This window comes from Pseudomonas chlororaphis (assembly GCA_001023535.1).
In the GTDB taxonomy this organism is placed as follows: Bacteria; Pseudomonadota; Gammaproteobacteria; order Pseudomonadales; family Pseudomonadaceae; genus Aquipseudomonas; species Aquipseudomonas chlororaphis_E.
Map to the genome: position 1 here is coordinate 973,466 of CP011020.1, position 16,655 is coordinate 990,120.

Here is a 16,655-nt window from a genome sequence, read left to right on the forward strand (position 1 = left end):
AGGTGAAAACGGGATCAGAGATGGACGACGGCCAGGTCCAGGCGGCCGTAGTCCCCTTCGCCTTGTTCGTTGCGGGGCGGCACATGGTGGGTTTTCATCACTTGGTCGCCCTGCAGGGTTTCCAGGTGAATGTCGAAGCCCCAGAGGCGATGCAAGTGCTTGAGCACCTCGTCGGTGGAATCGCCCAACGGTTTGCGGTTGTGGGCCTGGTGTCGCAGGGTCAGGGAGCGATCGCCACGGCGGTCGATGCTGTAGATCTGCACATTGGGCTCGCGATTGCCCAGATTGTATTGCGCCGCCAGGGTTTCGCGGATGATGCGATAGCCGCTTTCGTCGTGGATGGCCGGCACCAGCAGGTCGTCCTTCTGGTCGTCATCGAGGATGCTGAACAGCTTCAGGTCGCGGATCACCTTGGGCGACAGGTACTGCAGGATGAAGCTTTCGTCCTTGAAGCTGCTCATGGCGAACTTGATCGTCGATAGCCAGTCCGAGCCGGCGATTTCGGGGAACCAGCGGCGATCCTCTTCGGTAGGGTCCTCGCACATGCGCCGGATATCGCGGTACATGGCAAAGCCCAAGGCGTAAGGGTTGATGCCGCTGTAGTACGGGCTGTCGAAACCGGGCTGGAACACCACGCTGGTGTGGGACGTCAGGAACTCCATCATGAAGCCGTCGGTGACCAGGCCTTCATCGTACAGGTCGTTCATCAGCGTGTAGTGCCAGAAGGTCGCCCAGCCTTCGTTCATGACCTGGGTCTGGCGTTGTGGATAAAAGTACTGGGCGATCTTGCGCACGATGCGCACGATTTCCCGCTGCCACGGCTCCAGCAGCGGCGCGTGTTTTTCAATGAAATAGAGGATGTTCTCCTGAGGCTCTGCTGGGAACCGCGCGTTGTCCTTCTCGTTGTACTTGTCCGCGCCCTTGGGAATGGTGCGCCACAGATCGTTGATCTGCTTCTGCAAGTGCTCTTCGCGATCCTTCTGGCGCCGGCGCTCTTCTTCGGCGGAAATCGGATACGGGCGCTTGTAGCGGTCGACGCCGTAGTTCATCAGGGCGTGGCAGGAATCCAGCAGGTCTTCGACGGCATCGATGCCGTGGCGCTCCTCGCATTGCATGATGTACTGCTTGGCAAACACCAGGTAATCGATAATGGAGCTGGCGTCGGTCCAGGTGCGGAACAGGTAGTTGCCCTTGAAGAAGCTGTTGTGCCCGTAGCAGGCGTGGGCGACCACCAACGCCTGCATGCAGATGGTGTTTTCTTCCATCAGGTAGGCGATGCACGGGTCGGAGTTGATCACGATTTCATAGGCCAACCCCATCTGGCCTCGGCTGTAGGACTTCTCGGTGCTGAGGAAATGCTTGCCGTAGGACCAGTGGTGATAACCCAGCGGCATGCCGACCGACGCGTAGGCGTCCATCATCTGCTCGGCGGTGATCACCTCGATCTGGTTCGGGTAGGTGTCGAGGGCATAGCGGTCCGCGATACGGCTGATTTCGCGGTCGTAGGCCTGGATCAGCTCGAACGTCCATTCGGAGCCGGTGGAGATGGGCTGGCGCTTCTGCTCTTTTTTGGCGGTCATGTCACTAACCTGCGCTGGAAGAGTTCACGGAAGACCGGGTAGATATCCCCGGCCGAGACCAGTTGCTGTTGGGCAAATGTGTCGGAAAACGCTTCGGCAATCCGTTCGTATTCATACCACAAGGCCTGGTGTTCCCGTGGTGTGATTTCCACATAGGTGTAGTACTGGACGAACGGCATGATCTGGTTGATCAGGATGTCGCGGCAGATCGGCGAATCGTCGTTCCAGTTGTCGCCGTCCGACGCCTGGGCCGCGTAGATGTTCCACTCGTTGGCCGGGTAGCGTTCGGCCATGATTTCCTGCATCAGCTTCAGGGCGCTGGAAACGATGGTGCCGCCGGTTTCCCTGGAATAGAAGAATTCTTCCTCGTCGACTTCCCGGGCGCTGGTGTGGTGGCGGATGAACACTACGTCGATCTTGTCGTAGTTGCGCTTCAGGAACAGGTACAACAGGATGAAGAAACGCTTGGCGATGTCCTTGGTGGCCTGGGTCATGGAACCGGACACGTCCATCAGGCAGAACATCACCGCCTTGGAGCTGGGATTGGGCTGTTTCACCAGCAGGTTGTACTTGAGGTCGAAGGTGTCGAGGAACGGCACGCGGTGGATGCGCGCACTGAGTTTTTCGATTTCCGCTTCCAGGTCCTGGATGTCACCGAAGTTGTCCGGCTCCTCGCGCTTCAGGCGGGCCAGCTCTTCCTTGGCTTCGCGCAGCTTGGCGCGGCTGCTGCCCGACAGTGCGATGCGCCGGGCGTGGGCGGAGCGCAGGGTGCGGATGATGTTGATGCGTGATGGGTTGCCTTCGTTGCTGATACCGGCGCGCACGGTCTTGAAGGTGTCGGTGCCGGTCAGGTTGCGCTTGACCAGGTTGGGCAGTTCCAGGTCCTCGAACATGAACTCCAGGAATTCCTCCTGGGTGATCTGGAACACGAACTCATCCATGCCTTCGCCGGAGTTCCCCGCCTTGCCGGGCCCCTTGCCACCGCCGCCGCCCTGTGGCCTGGGGATGTGCTCGCCGCTGGTGAATTCCTTGTTGCCGGGGTGCACGACGGTCTGCTTGCCACCACGGCCGTGGTGAAGCACCGGTTCATCGATGTCGCGACCGGGAATGCTGATCTGCTCGCCGTGTTCCATGTCGGTAATGGAACGCCGGCTGACCGCCTCTTCGACGGCCTTCTTGATGTGGTCACGGTAGCGCCGCAGAAACCGCTGGCGGTTTACCGTGCTCTTGTTCTTGCCATTAAGGCGTCGGTCGATCACATAGCTCATGGGGCCCTCCGGGCAGCTTCAAGTGATGAGCTACAAGCTTCAAGTAGAAGCAGTTACCCGGTTGCCAGGGCTAACGCGCTTCTCCTTGCAGCTTGTAGCTTGTGGCTTGCAGCTGTTTTACTGCGATTTGCGGACCCGCAGGTACCACTCGGAGAGCAGCCGTACCTGTTTGTCGGTGTAGCCACGTTCGACCATGCGTGTGACGAAGTCGTTGTGTTTTTGCTGGTCCTCCTTGCTGGCCTTGGCGTTGAAGCTGATGACCGGCAGCAAGTCCTCGGTGTTGGAGAACATTTTCTTCTCGATAACCACCCGCAGCTTCTCATAGCTGAGCCAGGTGGGGTTCTTGCCATTGTTGTTGGCCCGGGCGCGCAGTACGAAGTTGACGATTTCGTTGCGGAAATCCTTCGGATTGCTGATGCCGGCCGGTTTTTCGATTTTCTCCAGCTCCTCGTTCAGGGCGACGCGATTGAGGATCTCGCCGGTTTCCGGGTCGCGATATTCCTGGTCCTGGATCCAGAAGTCCGCGTACAGCACATAGCGGTCGAAGATGTTCTGGCCATACTCGCTGTAGGACTCCAGGTATGCGGTCTGGATTTCCTTGCCGATGAACTCGATGTAGCGCGGCGCCAGGTATTCCTTGAGGAAGCGCAGGTAGCGCTCGCGGGTTTCGGCCTGGAACTGTTCCTGTTCGATCTGCTGTTCCAGCACGTACAGCAGGTGGACCGGGTTGGCGGCGATCTCATGGGGATCGAAGTTGAAGACCTTGGAGAGGATCTTGAACGCGAAGCGCGTGGAGAGCCCGTTCATCCCTTCGTCGACGCCCGCATTGTCGCGGTATTCCTGGATCGACTTGGCCTTTGGATCGGTGTCCTTGAGGTTTTCACCGTCGTACACGCGCATCTTGGAGTAGATGTTGGAGTTCTCCGGTTCCTTGAGGCGCGACAGCACCGTGAACTGGGCCAGCATCTTCAAGGTGTCGGGGGCGCAATGGGCCTTGGACAGCGAGCTGTTGAACAGCAGCTTGTCGTAGATCTTCACCTCATCGGTTACTCGCAGGCAGTACGGCACCTTGACGATGTAGATCCGGTCGATGAAGGCCTCGTTGTTCTTGTTGTTGCGGAAGGTGTGCCATTCCGATTCGTTGGAGTGGGCCAGCAGGATGCCGGTAAACGGAATCGCCCCCAGGCCCTCGGTGCTGTTGTAGTTGCCTTCCTGGGTGGCGGTGAGCAGCGGGTGCAGGACCTTGATGGGCGCCTTGAACATCTCGACGAATTCCATCAGGCCCTGGTTGGCCCGGCACAATGCGCCCGAGTAGCTGTAGGCGTCGGCGTCGTTCTGCGGGAATTCTTCCAGCTTGCGGATATCGACCTTGCCGACCAACGCCGAAATGTCCTGGTTGTTTTCATCGCCCGGCTCGGTCTTGGCCACCGCGATCTGGTTAAGGATCGAGGGGTAGAGCTTGACCACCCGGAACTGGCTGATGTCACCGCCGAATTCGGCCAGGCGCTTGGTGGCCCATGGCGACATGATGGTATTGAGGTAGCGGCGTGGGATGCCGAAGTCTTCCTCGAGGATGGCGCCGTCCTCGGTGGCATTGAACAGCCCCAGGGGCGATTCGAACACCGGCGAGCCTTTGATGGCGTAGAAGGGCACCTTTTCCATCAATTGCTTGAGTTTCTCGGCCAGGGACGATTTACCGCCACCTACGGGGCCGAGCAGGTAAAGAATCTGTTTCTTCTCTTCCAGGCCTTGGGCGGCGTGGCGGAAATAGGACACGATCTGCTCGATGCATTCTTCCATCCCGTGGAAGTCTGCAAAGGCTGGATAGCGGCGAATCACCTTGTTGGAGAAGATTCGCGAGAGCCTCGAGTTGGTCGAGGTGTCCAGCAGTTCCGGTTCTCCGATTGCCAGCAACAGACGCTCCGCAGCCGATACGTAGGCGCTGCGGTCCTGCTTGCAGAGTTCGAGGTATTCCTGCAGCGAGTATTCCTCCTGCCGCGTGGACTCGAAACGTTGCTGGAAGTGGCTAAAAATACTCATGACGTCACCTCGCTCGATACGTGGAGCCGGTGTCGGATCAATCAGTCGTTGCTGGACAGCCGCTGGGAACCCAGTGGCCGTTTACCCCCCAGAATGCTTCCAGGCATGCAGGCTCCCTGAAAGCTTACTCCCGATTACCCGTGCGCCGGTGTACCGGCTCTCCCCTGTTTTGGATGGCCTGAGGCTAAGGATAGTTCGGAATGGGAAAGGTAAAGGCGCAATACGTAATTAGTTATGGCCGACCGTTCGTCCGCCACCGCTCAAGCCCGCGGATCACGCGGGCTCTGGCGACATAAAAAATTATTCGTGGGTGTCTTGTGTCGTTTCTGTCGGAAAAGTCGCACGCCACAACTCGAAACCACCGTCCAGGCTGTAGACGTCACTGAAGCCCTGGCTGACCAGATAGGCGGCTGCGCTCTGGCTGGAGTTGCCGTGGTAGCAGACCACCACGGTCGGCGCGTCGAGGTCGGCGCCGCGGATGAAGTCGGCGATGGAATGGTTGTCCAGATGCCGGGAGCCGCTGATGTGCAGCGCGGCAAAGGTGGCAGGGTCACGGACATCGACGACCACCGCGCCTTGCTCGCGCAAGGCCTGGGCCTGTTCCGGGGGGATGCGTTTGAATTCGGTCATGGGGGACTCCTGTGGCCCGATCCGGCGCTGGTCATGGGGCCGCGCCGGCTGGCTGTGATGCGGTGGTCGGAAGGTGGGTTGTGGCGTGGCCCTGATCGTCGCAATCGCAACGCAGTTGTTCGCCGGTGTCGACATTCATCAGGGTCATTGCGCCGCCCCATACGCACCCTGTATCGAGCGCGTAGACGCCGGGTTCGTCGCATTGGCCTTCCAGCGCCGCCCAGTGACCGAAGATTATCTTCAGGTTCCGGGTCTTGCGCGTCTTGTGCTTGAACCAGGGCGCGTAGCCGGGAGGCGCCGTCTCGATGCCTTCCTTGCCCTTGAGGTCGAGCTTGCCTTCGGCGGTGCAGAACCGCATGCGGGTGAAGTAGTTGGTGATGACCCGCAGGCGGGCCGCTCCGGTGAGATCGTTGTCCCACTTGACCGGCTCGTTGCCGTACATGCCGTCGAGGTAGGGGCCGAACAGGTTGTCGTCGCGCAACGCTTGCTCGACTTCGGCGGCGCACTTGAGCGCCTTGCGCAGGGACCACTGGGGCGCAAGCCCGGCATGGACCAACGCCAGGTTGCGCTGCTCGTCATAATGCATGAGCTTTTGCAGGCGCAGCCACTCCAGCAATTCGACGCAATCGGGCGCTGCGAGTATTTCGTCCAGGGTGTCGGATTTTTTCAGCCGCTCGATGTTCTGCCAGGCCGCCAGCAAGTGCAGGTCGTGGTTGCCGAGCACGCACACCAGCGACTGGCGGATGCTGTAGAGAAAGCGCAGTGTTTCGAGCGATTGCGGGCCGCGGTTGACCAGGTCACCCACCAGCCACAGCGTGTCTTTCTGGGGGTCGAACGCAACCCGTTCCAGCAGGCACTTGAGCGGGTCGAGGCAACCTTGCAGGTCACCCACCGCATAAGTGGCCATCAGTGCAGGGCTCCGGGCACCGCCAGGCGAAAGGGCTTGATGATGGCATCGAAGCGCTGGCCGTCTTCGGCGAGCATCTGGTAGGTGCCTTGCATGGTGCCGACGCGAGTCGTCATCACGGTGCCGCTGCTGTAGTTGTGGCTCTTGCCGGCGTCGATCAGCGGTTGCTGGCCGACCACGCCCTCGCCACGGACTTCCTCGACATGGCCGTCGCCGTCGGTGATGACCCAGTGCCGCGACAGCAGCCTGGCCGGTAGCGAGCCGTTATTGCGCACGGTGATGGTGTAGGCGAAGGCAAAACGGTTGTGCTCGGGTTGCGATTGTTCTGCCAGGAAGCGGGTGGTGACGCTGACGTCGACCTGATAACGAGGATCGGACATGCAAGAGGCCTTAAAAACGAAGCGGGACGCGGGCGTGACTGAGGGGATCAGTCTAGGCCAAGTATCGGGTAGTAGGCCAGAGCGACGTCCCACCCGATAGCGCTCATCCTCCGTTAGCTGGCATCGGCTTTGGAGGCGACCTGTTCGCTGAGCTTGTCGGCAAGGCGCACGAAAGCCGCCAGGTCCAACTGCTCGGGCCGCAGGCTGCCGTCGACACCGGCGGCTTCGATCTCGGCGCTGCTGAGCAACAGTTTCAAGGTATTGCGCAGGGTTTTGCGGCGCTGGTTGAACGCTTCGCGCACCACCCGCTCAAGCAGGCGATGGTCCTTGGCCGGGTGCGGCAGGACAGCGTGCGGGACCAGGCGGACAATGGCCGAGTCGACTTTCGGCGGCGGGTTGAATGCCCCTGGGCCGACGTTGAACAGGTGTTCGACCCGGCAATGGTACTGGACCATGATCGACAGGCGACCCCAATCGCCACCGCCAGGCCCTGCGGCCAGGCGCTCGACCACTTCTTTCTGCAGCATGAAGTGCATGTCGCGGATCAGGCCGGCGTTGCTCAGCAGGTGGAAGATCAGCGGTGTGGAGATGTTGTATGGCAGGTTACCCACCACCCGCAGGCTGTTCGGCGCGGCGTTCAGGCTGTTGAAGTCGAACTTCAGCGCGTCGCCCTGGTGCAGGCTGAAATTGCTCTTGCCGGCGAACTGCTGGTTGAGGATCGGCACCAGGTCCTTGTCCAGTTCCACCACGTCGAGTTGCGCGCCGCTGCCCAGCAGGCCTTCGGTCAGGGCGCCCTGGCCCGGGCCGATTTCCAGCATGCGATCGTCGGGCTTGGCATTGATGGAGCGCAGGATGCGATCGATCACGCCGGCGTCGTGCAGGAAGTTCTGGCCGAAGCGCTTGCGCGCGCGGTGTTGGTATTGCTCGGTCATAAATGGGTCTCGGCCATCTGGTAGGCGGTTTCCAGCGCGACTTGCAGGCTGCCGGTGTCGATCTTGCCGCTGCCGGCCAGGTCCAGGGCGGTGCCGTGGTCCACGGAGGTGCGGATGATCGGCAAGCCCAGGGTCACGTTGACCGCAGCGCCGAAGCCTTTGTACTTCAGCACCGGCAGGCCCTGGTCGTGGTACATCGCCAGCACTGCGTCGCAGTGCTCCAGATATTTGGGGGTAAACAGAGTGTCGGCCGGCAGCGGGCCATGCAGATTCATGCCCTCGCTGCGCAGGCGTTCCAATGTGGGTTCTATGATGTCGATTTCTTCACGACCCAGGTGTCCGCCTTCGCCGGCGTGGGGGTTGAGCCCGCAGACGAGGATGCGTGGCCGGGCGATGCCGAATTTTTCCTGCAGGTCAGCGTGCAGGATGCGTGTGACCCGCTCCAGGCGTTCGGCGGTGATGGCGTCGGCGATGTCCCGCAGGGGCAGGTGAGTGGTCACCAGGGCCACGCGCAGGCCGCGGGTCGCGAGCATCATCACCACTTGCGCGGTGTGGGTCAGGTCCGCCAAAAATTCGGTATGGCCGGAAAAGGCGATGCCTGATTCGTTGATCACGCCCTTGTGCACCGGGGCCGTGATCATGCCGGCGAAATCCCCGTCCAGGCAGCCTTGGCCGGCGCGGGTCAGGGTTTGCAGGACGAAGGCGGCGTTGGCTTTTTCCAACTGGCCGGTGATGACCGGGGCACCCAGCGGCGTGTCCCAGACATACAGGCTGTTGGCGGGCGCCGGGACGTCCGGCCAGGCCTGCGGCGTCACCGGCAACAGGTCGATGACCACCCCCAGTTGCGCGGCCCGCTCAAGGAGCAGGTCGCGGCTGGTGATGGCAATCAGGGGGTGTGGCTGGGGCTGCGAGGCGAGCAGCAGGCACAGGTCGGGACCGATGCCGGCAGGCTCGCCGGGGGTCAGCGCGAAACGCTTGGGTTTCACTGCGCTGCCTGGTCTGCACCAGGGAGTTTGATCTCGACATAGGCTTCGTCGCGAATCTGACGCAGCCAGGTTTGCAGCTCTTCGTCGTATTTGCGGTTGCGCAGCACAGTCATTGCCTGCTGTTCACGGGCCTGGGTGGTGCTGTCGGTGGCGCGGCGGCCAAGGACTTCCAGAACGTGCCAGCCATAGGGGCTCTTGAACGGCTTGGACAGTTGGCCTTGCGGCGTCTCGGCCATGACCTGGCGGAACTCGGGCACCAGGGCATTCGGATCGACCCAGTTGAGGTCGCCGCCATTGAGGGCCGAACCCGGGTCTTCCGAGAAGCTCTTGGCCAGCTCGGCGAAGTCTTCGCCCGCTTCGATGCGGTCGTAGAGTTTCTCCGCCAGACGCTTGGTCTCGGCTTCGCTGCGAATCTCGCTTGGCTTGATCAGGATGTGGCGGACATGCACTTCGTCACGAACCTGGGTGCCGCCACCGCGTTTTTCCAACACCTTGAGGATGATGAAACCGCCGGGCGTACGTGCTGGCTGGGTGATGTCGCCGACGGCCATGGCGCTCAGCTCACGGTCGAACGGTGGTGGCAGTTGAGCAGGCTTGCGCCAGCCCATGTCGCCGCCTTCCAGGGCGTTTTCGCTGCCGGAGCGAGCGACGGCCATCTGGCCGAAGTCAGCGCCTTGCTTGAGTTGCTGGTAAACGTCCATGGCCTGGCGGTAAGCACTCTGAATGGCTTCGGAGTTGGCGCTTTCCGGGGTCGGGATCAGGATGTTGGCCAGGTGCAGTTCTTCGGAAAGCTGCATCTTGCCCAGGTCGGAGGCGAGGAAGTTCTTCACTTCCTGCTCGGACACCTGGATGCGCTCGGCCACGCGGCGCTGGCGCACGCGGCTGATGATCATCTCGCGACGGATCTGGTCGCGGGCGTCCTCGTAGGAGAGACCGTCACGGGCCAGGGCGGCGCGGAATTGCTCCAGGCTCATGTTGTTGCGCTGGGCAATGGTGCCGACGGCCTGGTTCAGCTCTTCATCGGTGATGCGGATACCGGAGCGTTCGCCGATCTGCAGTTGCAGGTTCTCGACGATCAGGCGCTCCAGCACTTGTTGGTCCAACACGCCCGGAGGCGGCAGGCCGCCACCGCGCTTGGCGATGGTTTGCTGTACTTCATTGACGCGTTGGTCCAGTTGGCTCTGCATGACCACGTCGTTGTCGACGATGGCCACCACTTTGTCGATGGATTGAACCGCGGCGTTGGCCGCGGTACCCAGGAACAGTGCGCCCAGCATCAGCGGGCGCAGACAATCAGAAAGCTTGGTCTTCACGTTCACGATAACCTTGGATGCCTTTGTCGAGGAAGCTCTCTACCTTGGCGCCGGTGAGGCCGCCGAGTCCCTTCAGAACAATTTGGAGGAAGACGCCGTGGTCGCCTTTTTCGTTTTCAGGGGCAGCTTGACTGAATTCTTCATAGTCGACCCAGTAACGGTTGATCAGGCGCAGTTTCCAGCAGCAGTTGTCGTATTCGAAACCACCAAAGGCTTCCAGGGTACGATTGCGGTTGTAGTCATACTGCCAACGGCTGATCGCGTTCCACTGCGGCACGATCGGCCAGATGACCGAGAAGTCGTGCTGCTTGATCTTGTAGTAGTCCTTCACGTAGCCAGGTTGGCCTGGCGTGCCGTAGTCGCCGCCGCCCACGGACCACTGACCGGTGTTCTGGTCGTAGCGGATCTGGTCGTTACGATAACGGTAACCGGCGTTGATGACCTTGTTCGGGTTGTCTTCCGGCTGGTAGTGGAACATCGCACTGCCCGAGCGAGGGCTGTGGGTGTCCGGGTCCCAGTTGTAGTCGGCCGTGGTGCGCCAGTCGCGGTTCCAGCGGTATTCGTATTCCAGGGCGTAAGGCGAAACGCTGGAATGAGCATCTTCACGCGTCCTGAAGTCGATGCCCGGCAGCTGGACCTCGCGATCCTTGAAGTAGAAGGCCTGGCCGACGCTGATGCGTTGACGCTCGAAGCCGTCTTCCTGGATCCAGCGGTTGGTCACGCCCAGGGACAACTTGTTCTCGTCGCCGACACGGTCGGAGCCGGTGAAGCGGTTGTCCCGGAACAGCGACGAGTAGTTGAAGGTGCTTTCGCTGGTGTCGAAGACTGGAATGTCGCTCTGATCCTTCTCCGGCACATAGAGGTAGAACAGACGCGGTTCCAGGGTCTGGCGGTAGTTCTTGCCGAACCACTGGGTATCGCGGTCGAAGTACAGGCCGCTGTCGATGCTGGCGATTGGCACGGCACGGCTTTGGTTGCGGCTATAGGTGCCGTTCAGACGGTCGCCTTCGGCAGTTTGCGCGGCGATATCCGCCTTGCCGCGATTGTCCAGGTCCAGGTCATACTGGGTGTATTGGTACTTGAGCGATGGCTTTATGTACCCGTAGCTTGCGTTCATTGGCAGGCTGATGACAGGGGCCAGGTTCATCCGATCGCCGTTGGCGCGGGCCAATCCTCGGACGTTTGTGTCCAGGAATGGATCGGTGGTGCCGTCCTCGTTCGTGTAGTCCCCAGTCCGCAAGTCACGATCAAAGCGCACGAATTCCGTGTTGTAAGCGAAATCCAAGCCGCCCGGATGCTGCGGCAGTGCACCATTGAAGGTGATCTGCGGCAGGCGATCGTACGGTGTGATGTTCGAGATCGTGGCCATCTGATAGGCCTGGACATTCAAACGTGCCGTATACGTGTCACCCCGGTAGCTGACAGCGCCCTGCTGGTTCACGTAGTCCCGGGACTCGACACCGATCTGGTCGCTCTGCAAATCCTGGAAGTAGTAGGGGTCGCTGAGTTTGGTGTAGTCGACTTCAGTCGCTATGCGCGAATCCAGACCACCCTTGTGCTGCCAGTTGTACATGTAGCGGGTCTTGCTGTAGTCGGTCTGCTTGCTGCGATCGTCGTCTTCGTCGTTGAGGTAGGCGGCACCGAACTGACCTTCGCTGGACTTGGTCAGGTAGCGGAATTCGCCTTCCATCAACAGGCCGCGCTTGCTCATGTAGCGCGGGTACAACGTGGCGTCGTAGTTCGGCGCCAGGTTGAAGTAGTACGGGGTGACCAGCAGGAAGCCGGTGTCGCTGCCGCTGCCGATGGTTGGCGGCAGGAAGCCGGACTGGCGACGGTCGTCGATCGGGAAGTAGATGTACGGCGTGTACAGGACCGGGAAGTCCTTGACCCGCAGGGTCACGTTGGTCGCGGTACCGAAGCCGGTGGCCGGGTTCAGGGTGATGTTGTTGCCCTTGAGCGTCCAGGCGTTGCTGTTCGGTTCACACGTGGTGTACGTGCCGTCCTTGAGGCGGATGATCGCGTTCTCGGCGCGCTTGGCGTACAGGGCGTTACCGCGGATGCGTGACTTGTGCATCACGTATTCGGCGTTGTCGACCTTGGCTTCGCCGGTGTCCAACTGCACATCGGCGTGGTCGCCGACGATCAGTGCACCGTTGTCGCGAACACGCACATTGCCGCTCAGCTCGCCACGGTTCTCGGCCTGGTACAGGCTGGCCTCGTCGGCCTCGACCTGCATGCTGCCCTGGCGCATGACCACGTCACCGGCCAGGGTCGCCACTTGCTGTTCCTGCTCATAGCGGGAGGCCTTGGCGCCGAGGAAGGTCGGGGCGTCGCTCTTGGCGGTCTTGTCGTTCATGCCAGGGCGAGACGGTTCGATATAGGCGCCGGAGCAATAAGGGCCGGTTTCAGCCAATTGCGCCGGGGTGAGGTTCTCCCGTGGAACCCAATCCAGGTGGCTGTAGTCTTCACTGCGCGACTTCAGGCCGCGGCCCTTGGCTTCGGTGACAAGCATCGGTTTCTCACCGGCCTGTTCGACCGAGCCGCTTTCGGCCGGCGCGTCGCTGCTGGAAGAAACGGCGCTGCCGTCATGCACGGGACGCGGCGGCAAGGCCGCGGCCGGTGTCTTCGGTGCACAGTCCCAGGCACCCGAAGCGGAGACGGAGCAGTCATACTGCTGCGCCGCGACGACGAATGAAGAGGCCAGGGGTTGCAGGGCCAGCAGACTGCCGGTGACCAGCAACGGAAATTTTTTACGAAACGCGGGGGATTTCAATGCCATCTTATTAGTCCGGGCTTCCTGCGTGCCATCTGCCCGCGGTGTGGGCCGCACGCCTCTCGATGGTCTGAAAAAGATGCTGGATAATAAAGCATGACCCGCTTGACGGCTAGCGCCGTCGGAGACCCTTGCAATGCCCGACCAAGATGTACGCCTGCAACACCTTAAAGTTTGGCTCGATGAACAACTGCCGATCCTTTTTGCCCGCGAGGGCTGGGGCGCCGTACCCCCGGCCACGTTGACCGCGGCCAGCAGCGACGCGAGTTTCCGGCGTTATTTCCGCTGGGAAGGCGAGGGCCGCAGCCTGATCGTGATGGACGCGCCACCGCCCCAGGAAAACTGCAAACCGTTCGTGGATATCGCGTTTTTGCTGGCGAAATCCGGCATTAACGTGCCAAAAATTTATGCCGAAGACCTCGAACGTGGCTTTCTTTTGCTCAATGACCTGGGCAATCAGACCTACCTGGATGTGATCAACGGCGAAAATGCCGACGATTTATTCCGCGATGCCCTGCAGGCTTTGTTGGCTTTCCAGCAACTGCCCATGGTGGCGCCCCTGCCGAGCTACGACGTCGCCTTGCTGCGTCGCGAGCTGGAGCTGTTCCCCGAGTGGTACGTCAAGCGTGAGCTGGGCATCGAGTTCGATGGCGCCCAGCAGCAGCTCTGGCAGCAAGCCAGCGACCTGCTGATCGACAGCGCACTGGCCCAGCCAAAGGTGCTGGTGCATCGCGACTACATGCCACGCAACCTGATGCTCAGTACGCCGAATCCCGGTGTGCTGGACTTCCAGGATGCGGTCTACGGCCCCGTCACCTACGACGTGACCTGCCTGTTCAAGGATGCCTTCCTCAGTTGGCCCGAGGCACGCGTGCGCGGTTGGCTGCAAGACTACTGGCAGCAGGCCGGTGCCCTGGGCATCCCGGTTCAGCCGCAGCTCGAGGATTTCCTGCGGGCCAGCGACCTGATGGGCGTTCAGCGTCATCTCAAGGTGATCGGGATCTTCGCGCGCATCTGCCACCGTGACGGCAAGCCCCGTTACCTGGGCGATGTGCCGCGCTTCTTCGCTTATATAGAAGCCGTCGTTGCCCGGCGTCCCGAGCTGACTCCCCTGGCCGAGTTGCTCGGCAGCCTGCGTCCATCGGCTGGAGCTACGGCATGAAGGCGATGATCCTGGCGGCGGGCAAGGGCGAGCGCATGCGCCCCCTGACGCTCACCACCCCCAAGCCACTGATTCGCGCGGGCGGCGTGCCCCTGATCGAATACCACCTGCGGGCCCTGGCGAAGGCCGGGTTCACCGACATCGTGATCAATCACGCCTGGCTCGGCGAGCAGATCGAGGATCACCTGGGAGACGGTGCTCGCTTTGGCCTGAGCATCCGTTACTCGCCTGAAGGTGAACCGCTGGAGACCGGCGGCGGTATCTTGCGTGCGATGCCGTTGTTGGGCGAAGACGCGTTTGTGGTGGTCAATGGTGACGTCTGGACCGACTACGATTTCAGCTCCTTGCGCAAGCCGCTCGAAGGGCTGGCGCACCTGGTGCTGGTGGACAACCCCGCGCATCACCCGGAAGGCGATTTCATTCTGATCGATGGAAAGGTTCAGGATGAGGGCGCCGCTGCCGACAAACTGACCTACAGCGGCATCGCGGTCCTGCATCCGGCACTGTTCGACGGTTGCACGGAGGGCGCATTCAGGCTGGCACCCCTGCTGCGCAAGGCCATGGCCGAGGGGCGCGTCAGTGGGGAGCGCCTGCAAGGGCATTGGGTCGATGTCGGTACTCACGAACGTTTGGCGCAGGTCGAAACCTTGATAGAAGCGAGCGGTTGATATGTGGTGGCCAGGGACTCTGATTGGAGCCGGGGCGGGCTTTGCCATAGCCAGCATTCCGGGGGCCATGCTCGGCGCGTTGCTGGGGCAGGCGCTGGACCGGCGCCTGAACCTGCACGACTGGGCGCAGGTGCGCGAGCGGTTGGGCGGACGTCCGGCGCTGCGCAACGATGAGCTGTTGTTTGTCTTGCTGGGCCGGTTGGCCAAAAGCGATGGACGCGTGGTCGATGGCCATATCCAGCAGGCTCGCCAGGAGATGCGCTCGCTGGATTTGAGTGAGCCGGCGCAGCGCCGGGCCATCGCGGCATTCAACCGTGGCAAGTCGCAAAACGTCCCGTTGCGCGGCTACCTGCGGCGCCTGGCTGTCCAGCCCCATGCGGCCGAGGGTGTGTTGCGCGCGTGCTGGCGGATGGTCTGGGCGGACGGTCGCGCGGGTGAAAGCGAGCGTGAACTGATTGACCGTTGGGGCAAGTGGCTAGGCTGGACGCCGCAGCAGGTCAAGGCGCTGGCGGCGGATTACGAGCCGCAGAAACTGTCGCTGCCCACAAGCGGCGTGACGTATCAGGAGGCGCTGCGCCTGCTGGGGGTTTCGGCCACCAGCGAACCGTCGCAGATCAAACGGGCCTACCGACGCCTGCTCAGTCGCCACCACCCGGACAAGATCGCCGGCAGCGGGGCCACGCCGTTGCAGGTGCGTGAAGCGACCGAGAAGACCCGGGAGCTGCACAACGCTTATCGGCTGATCCGGGAACGACGGGATTTTCGCTAGGCTATGTACGAAATAGCTTGAAACTTGGTTATGCGGCGTTAAAAACCGGCTCGGAATGCTCATTGACAACCAGTCAACTGCGCTTCCTCACCGGTTTTTGCCTTGCCTAACCTGCGTTTCAAACTATTTCGTACACAGCCTAGTTCCGCAGGATCGGTGACGGCCCCATGACGAGGGCGCTCGCTCTCTCGTCATGGACTAAAGGCTTCTATTGCCCCGCATTTTGCGGATTCAACCAACCGCGTACCCGACGAAACAGCTGCTCCTGGTCTGCCGAGAAATTGGGCAGCGCCTTGAGGGCCACCTGGCTGAAGGTCGAGTCTTTCAAGCGCTTGCTCGCCTGCAGACGCTCCAGCGCCGCGTTGCGGTCCAGCGGCTTATCCATGTAGAAGAGGTCGGCGGTCGCCAGTTTCAAGGTCGGTGTCAGTTCGGCCAGGCCAGGCTTGGCGGCGACTGGCGCCTGGGCGGCCACCATCACGAAGCGCTCGACTTGCGGCGGCTGCCGTTCATTCAGGTAACGCGCAGCCCAATAGGCCCCCGTGCCATGGCCCAGCAGCACGATGTGGCGTGCACTCTGCTGTTCGGCGAAGGCCAGGGCGGCATCGATGCGGGCGAAGATGCGCTCGGCATCGGCTTTGGCGTGCTCTTCACCGGTTTCGGCGACGGCCGGATCCGCCGCGTCGGCTTCGCCCCCGGCCACTTGTTCGATCGGTGCCGCCGTGGTGGCATCCGGTGCTGCGGCGGCAGTGTCCGCCGGTTTGATGTCCGGGGGTGTTTGCACCACGCGTGGAGCGATCACGTCGCTTTGCAGGTCGGGGAGGGTGATACTCAGGCTGCTCCAGGCTACATCGGGCAGTTTCTTGCGCAACGGGCCGATGACTTGCGGCCAGTCAGCCGTTTCTCCAGCGCCGGGGACCAAGATGACCGCGCCCTTCGGGTCGCTGCTGTTGGCCGGTTTCCAGAGGGCCAGGAAGGTGTCGCTGCCGGCTTGCAGTTGCTGCTGTTCCTGGGACGGTACCTTTCGTTCCAGGGCGCTGGCTTCTTCCTGGCTACGCTCGAGCAGGGGTTGGCGCTCGGCGGGCTTCTCGGCCGGTTGCTCCGCAGCGGCGGGGGCCGGTTCGCTGGCCTGTGCAGAAAAGGACCCCGGCAGGATCAGCGACAGGCACAATGCTGGCAAGGCCAGGCGGTAAACAGAGGGCATCGGATATTCCATGACCAGAAGTAGTTCCGGCAGCCTAATGGGTTGG

14 protein-coding genes are annotated in these 16,655 nt (G+C 61.7%); 3 read left to right on the plus strand and 11 right to left on the minus strand.

The window, feature by feature from the left end; translation table 11 throughout:
• Positions 1-14: 14 nt before the first annotated feature.
• The 10 genes from VM99_04185 to VM99_04230 all read right to left on the minus strand — a co-directional run bounded on the left by VM99_04185 (position 15) and on the right by VM99_04230 (position 12,815).
• Positions 15-1,580 carry a SpoVR family protein gene (locus VM99_04185; protein ID AKJ97286.1) on the minus strand — a complete coding sequence of 522 codons (1,566 nt, stop codon included), beginning with the start codon at positions 1,578-1,580 and terminating at the stop codon, positions 15-17.
• The gene (locus VM99_04190; GenBank protein ID AKJ97287.1) at positions 1,577-2,848 is read right to left on the minus strand and encodes a hypothetical protein; all 1,272 of its coding nucleotides are present in this window, start codon (positions 2,846-2,848) and stop codon (positions 1,577-1,579) included. The genes VM99_04185 and VM99_04190 overlap by 4 nt, the downstream gene beginning before the upstream one ends.
• Before the next feature lie 117 nt (positions 2,849-2,965).
• The gene (locus tag VM99_04195; GenBank protein AKJ97288.1) at positions 2,966-4,888 is read right to left on the minus strand and encodes a serine/threonine protein kinase; all 1,923 of its coding nucleotides are present in this window, start codon (positions 4,886-4,888) and stop codon (positions 2,966-2,968) included.
• A 300-nt stretch (positions 4,889-5,188) separates the two neighbouring features.
• Entirely contained in the window at positions 5,189-5,518 is a 330-nt protein-coding gene (locus tag VM99_04200; protein ID AKJ97289.1) for a sulfurtransferase, read from the minus strand.
• Between the two features lie 31 nt (positions 5,519-5,549).
• On the minus strand, positions 5,550-6,425 hold the full coding sequence (locus VM99_04205; GenBank protein AKJ97290.1) for a diadenosine tetraphosphatase: 876 nt from the start codon (positions 6,423-6,425) through the stop codon (positions 5,550-5,552).
• Positions 6,425-6,805, minus strand: coding sequence for a magnesium transporter ApaG (locus VM99_04210; GenBank protein ID AKJ97291.1), 381 nt, complete (start codon positions 6,803-6,805; stop codon positions 6,425-6,427). Before VM99_04210 ends, VM99_04205 begins: the two co-directional genes overlap by 1 nt.
• A 113-nt stretch (positions 6,806-6,918) precedes the next feature.
• Positions 6,919-7,737 (minus strand): ribosomal RNA small subunit methyltransferase A, encoded by an 819-nt coding sequence (locus VM99_04215; GenBank protein ID AKJ97292.1) that lies wholly within the window; start codon positions 7,735-7,737, stop codon positions 6,919-6,921.
• Positions 7,734-8,723 carry a 4-hydroxythreonine-4-phosphate dehydrogenase gene (locus VM99_04220; protein AKJ97293.1) on the minus strand — a complete coding sequence of 330 codons (990 nt, stop codon included), beginning with the start codon at positions 8,721-8,723 and terminating at the stop codon, positions 7,734-7,736. Before VM99_04220 ends, VM99_04215 begins: the two co-directional genes overlap by 4 nt.
• Complete coding sequence (locus VM99_04225; GenBank protein ID AKJ97294.1) at positions 8,720-10,000, minus strand: molecular chaperone SurA; 1,281 nt, start codon at positions 9,998-10,000, stop codon at positions 8,720-8,722. Before VM99_04225 ends, VM99_04220 begins: the two co-directional genes overlap by 4 nt.
• A gap of 16 nt (positions 10,001-10,016) precedes the next feature.
• Positions 10,017-12,815 carry an LPS biosynthesis protein gene (locus tag VM99_04230; protein AKJ97295.1) on the minus strand — a complete coding sequence of 933 codons (2,799 nt, stop codon included), beginning with the start codon at positions 12,813-12,815 and terminating at the stop codon, positions 10,017-10,019.
• Between the two features lie 130 nt (positions 12,816-12,945).
• On the opposite strand from VM99_04230, the gene VM99_04235 reads away from it, so the two are divergent.
• The 3 genes from VM99_04235 to VM99_04245 are packed head-to-tail and all read left to right on the plus strand — an operon-like array spanning position 12,946 to position 15,408.
• Positions 12,946-13,971, plus strand: coding sequence for an aminoglycoside phosphotransferase (locus VM99_04235; GenBank protein ID AKJ97296.1), 1,026 nt, complete (start codon positions 12,946-12,948; stop codon positions 13,969-13,971).
• Positions 13,968-14,639 carry a mannose-1-phosphate guanylyltransferase gene (locus VM99_04240; protein AKJ97297.1) on the plus strand — a complete coding sequence of 224 codons (672 nt, stop codon included), beginning with the start codon at positions 13,968-13,970 and terminating at the stop codon, positions 14,637-14,639. The genes VM99_04235 and VM99_04240 overlap by 4 nt, the downstream gene beginning before the upstream one ends.
• Before the next feature lies 1 nt (position 14,640).
• Positions 14,641-15,408 carry a molecular chaperone DnaJ gene (locus VM99_04245; GenBank protein AKJ97298.1) on the plus strand — a complete coding sequence of 256 codons (768 nt, stop codon included), beginning with the start codon at positions 14,641-14,643 and terminating at the stop codon, positions 15,406-15,408.
• A gap of 208 nt (positions 15,409-15,616) precedes the next feature.
• Here VM99_04245 and VM99_04250 read toward each other — a convergent pair whose 3' ends face one another.
• Positions 15,617-16,609, minus strand: coding sequence for a hydrolase or acyltransferase (locus tag VM99_04250; protein AKJ97299.1), 993 nt, complete (start codon positions 16,607-16,609; stop codon positions 15,617-15,619).
• Positions 16,610-16,655: the final 46 nt, after the last annotated feature.

Excerpts from the sequence above, each read along its gene's own strand:
- VM99_04230 (AKJ97295.1), bottom strand. The coding sequence starts at position 12,815 with ATGGCATTGAAATCCCCCGCGTTTCGTAAAAAATTTCCGTTGCTGGTC.
- VM99_04245 (AKJ97298.1), top strand. The coding sequence starts at position 14,641 with ATGTGGTGGCCAGGGACTCTGATTGGAGCCGGGGCGGGCTTTGCCATA.
- VM99_04195 (AKJ97288.1), bottom strand. The coding sequence starts at position 4,888 with ATGAGTATTTTTAGCCACTTCCAGCAACGTTTCGAGTCCACGCGGCAG.
- VM99_04205 (AKJ97290.1), bottom strand. The coding sequence starts at position 6,425 with ATGGCCACTTATGCGGTGGGTGACCTGCAAGGTTGCCTCGACCCGCTC.
- VM99_04225 (AKJ97294.1), bottom strand. The coding sequence starts at position 10,000 with ATGCTGGGCGCACTGTTCCTGGGTACCGCGGCCAACGCCGCGGTTCAA.
- VM99_04250 (AKJ97299.1), bottom strand. The coding sequence starts at position 16,609 with ATGCCCTCTGTTTACCGCCTGGCCTTGCCAGCATTGTGCCTGTCGCTG.
- VM99_04235 (AKJ97296.1), top strand. The coding sequence starts at position 12,946 with ATGCCCGACCAAGATGTACGCCTGCAACACCTTAAAGTTTGGCTCGAT.
- VM99_04185 (AKJ97286.1), bottom strand. The coding sequence starts at position 1,580 with ATGACCGCCAAAAAAGAGCAGAAGCGCCAGCCCATCTCCACCGGCTCC.
- VM99_04200 (AKJ97289.1), bottom strand. The coding sequence starts at position 5,518 with ATGACCGAATTCAAACGCATCCCCCCGGAACAGGCCCAGGCCTTGCGC.
- VM99_04190 (AKJ97287.1), bottom strand. The coding sequence starts at position 2,848 with ATGAGCTATGTGATCGACCGACGCCTTAATGGCAAGAACAAGAGCACG.
- VM99_04240 (AKJ97297.1), top strand. The coding sequence starts at position 13,968 with ATGAAGGCGATGATCCTGGCGGCGGGCAAGGGCGAGCGCATGCGCCCC.
- VM99_04210 (AKJ97291.1), bottom strand. The coding sequence starts at position 6,805 with ATGTCCGATCCTCGTTATCAGGTCGACGTCAGCGTCACCACCCGCTTC.
- VM99_04215 (AKJ97292.1), bottom strand. The coding sequence starts at position 7,737 with ATGACCGAGCAATACCAACACCGCGCGCGCAAGCGCTTCGGCCAGAAC.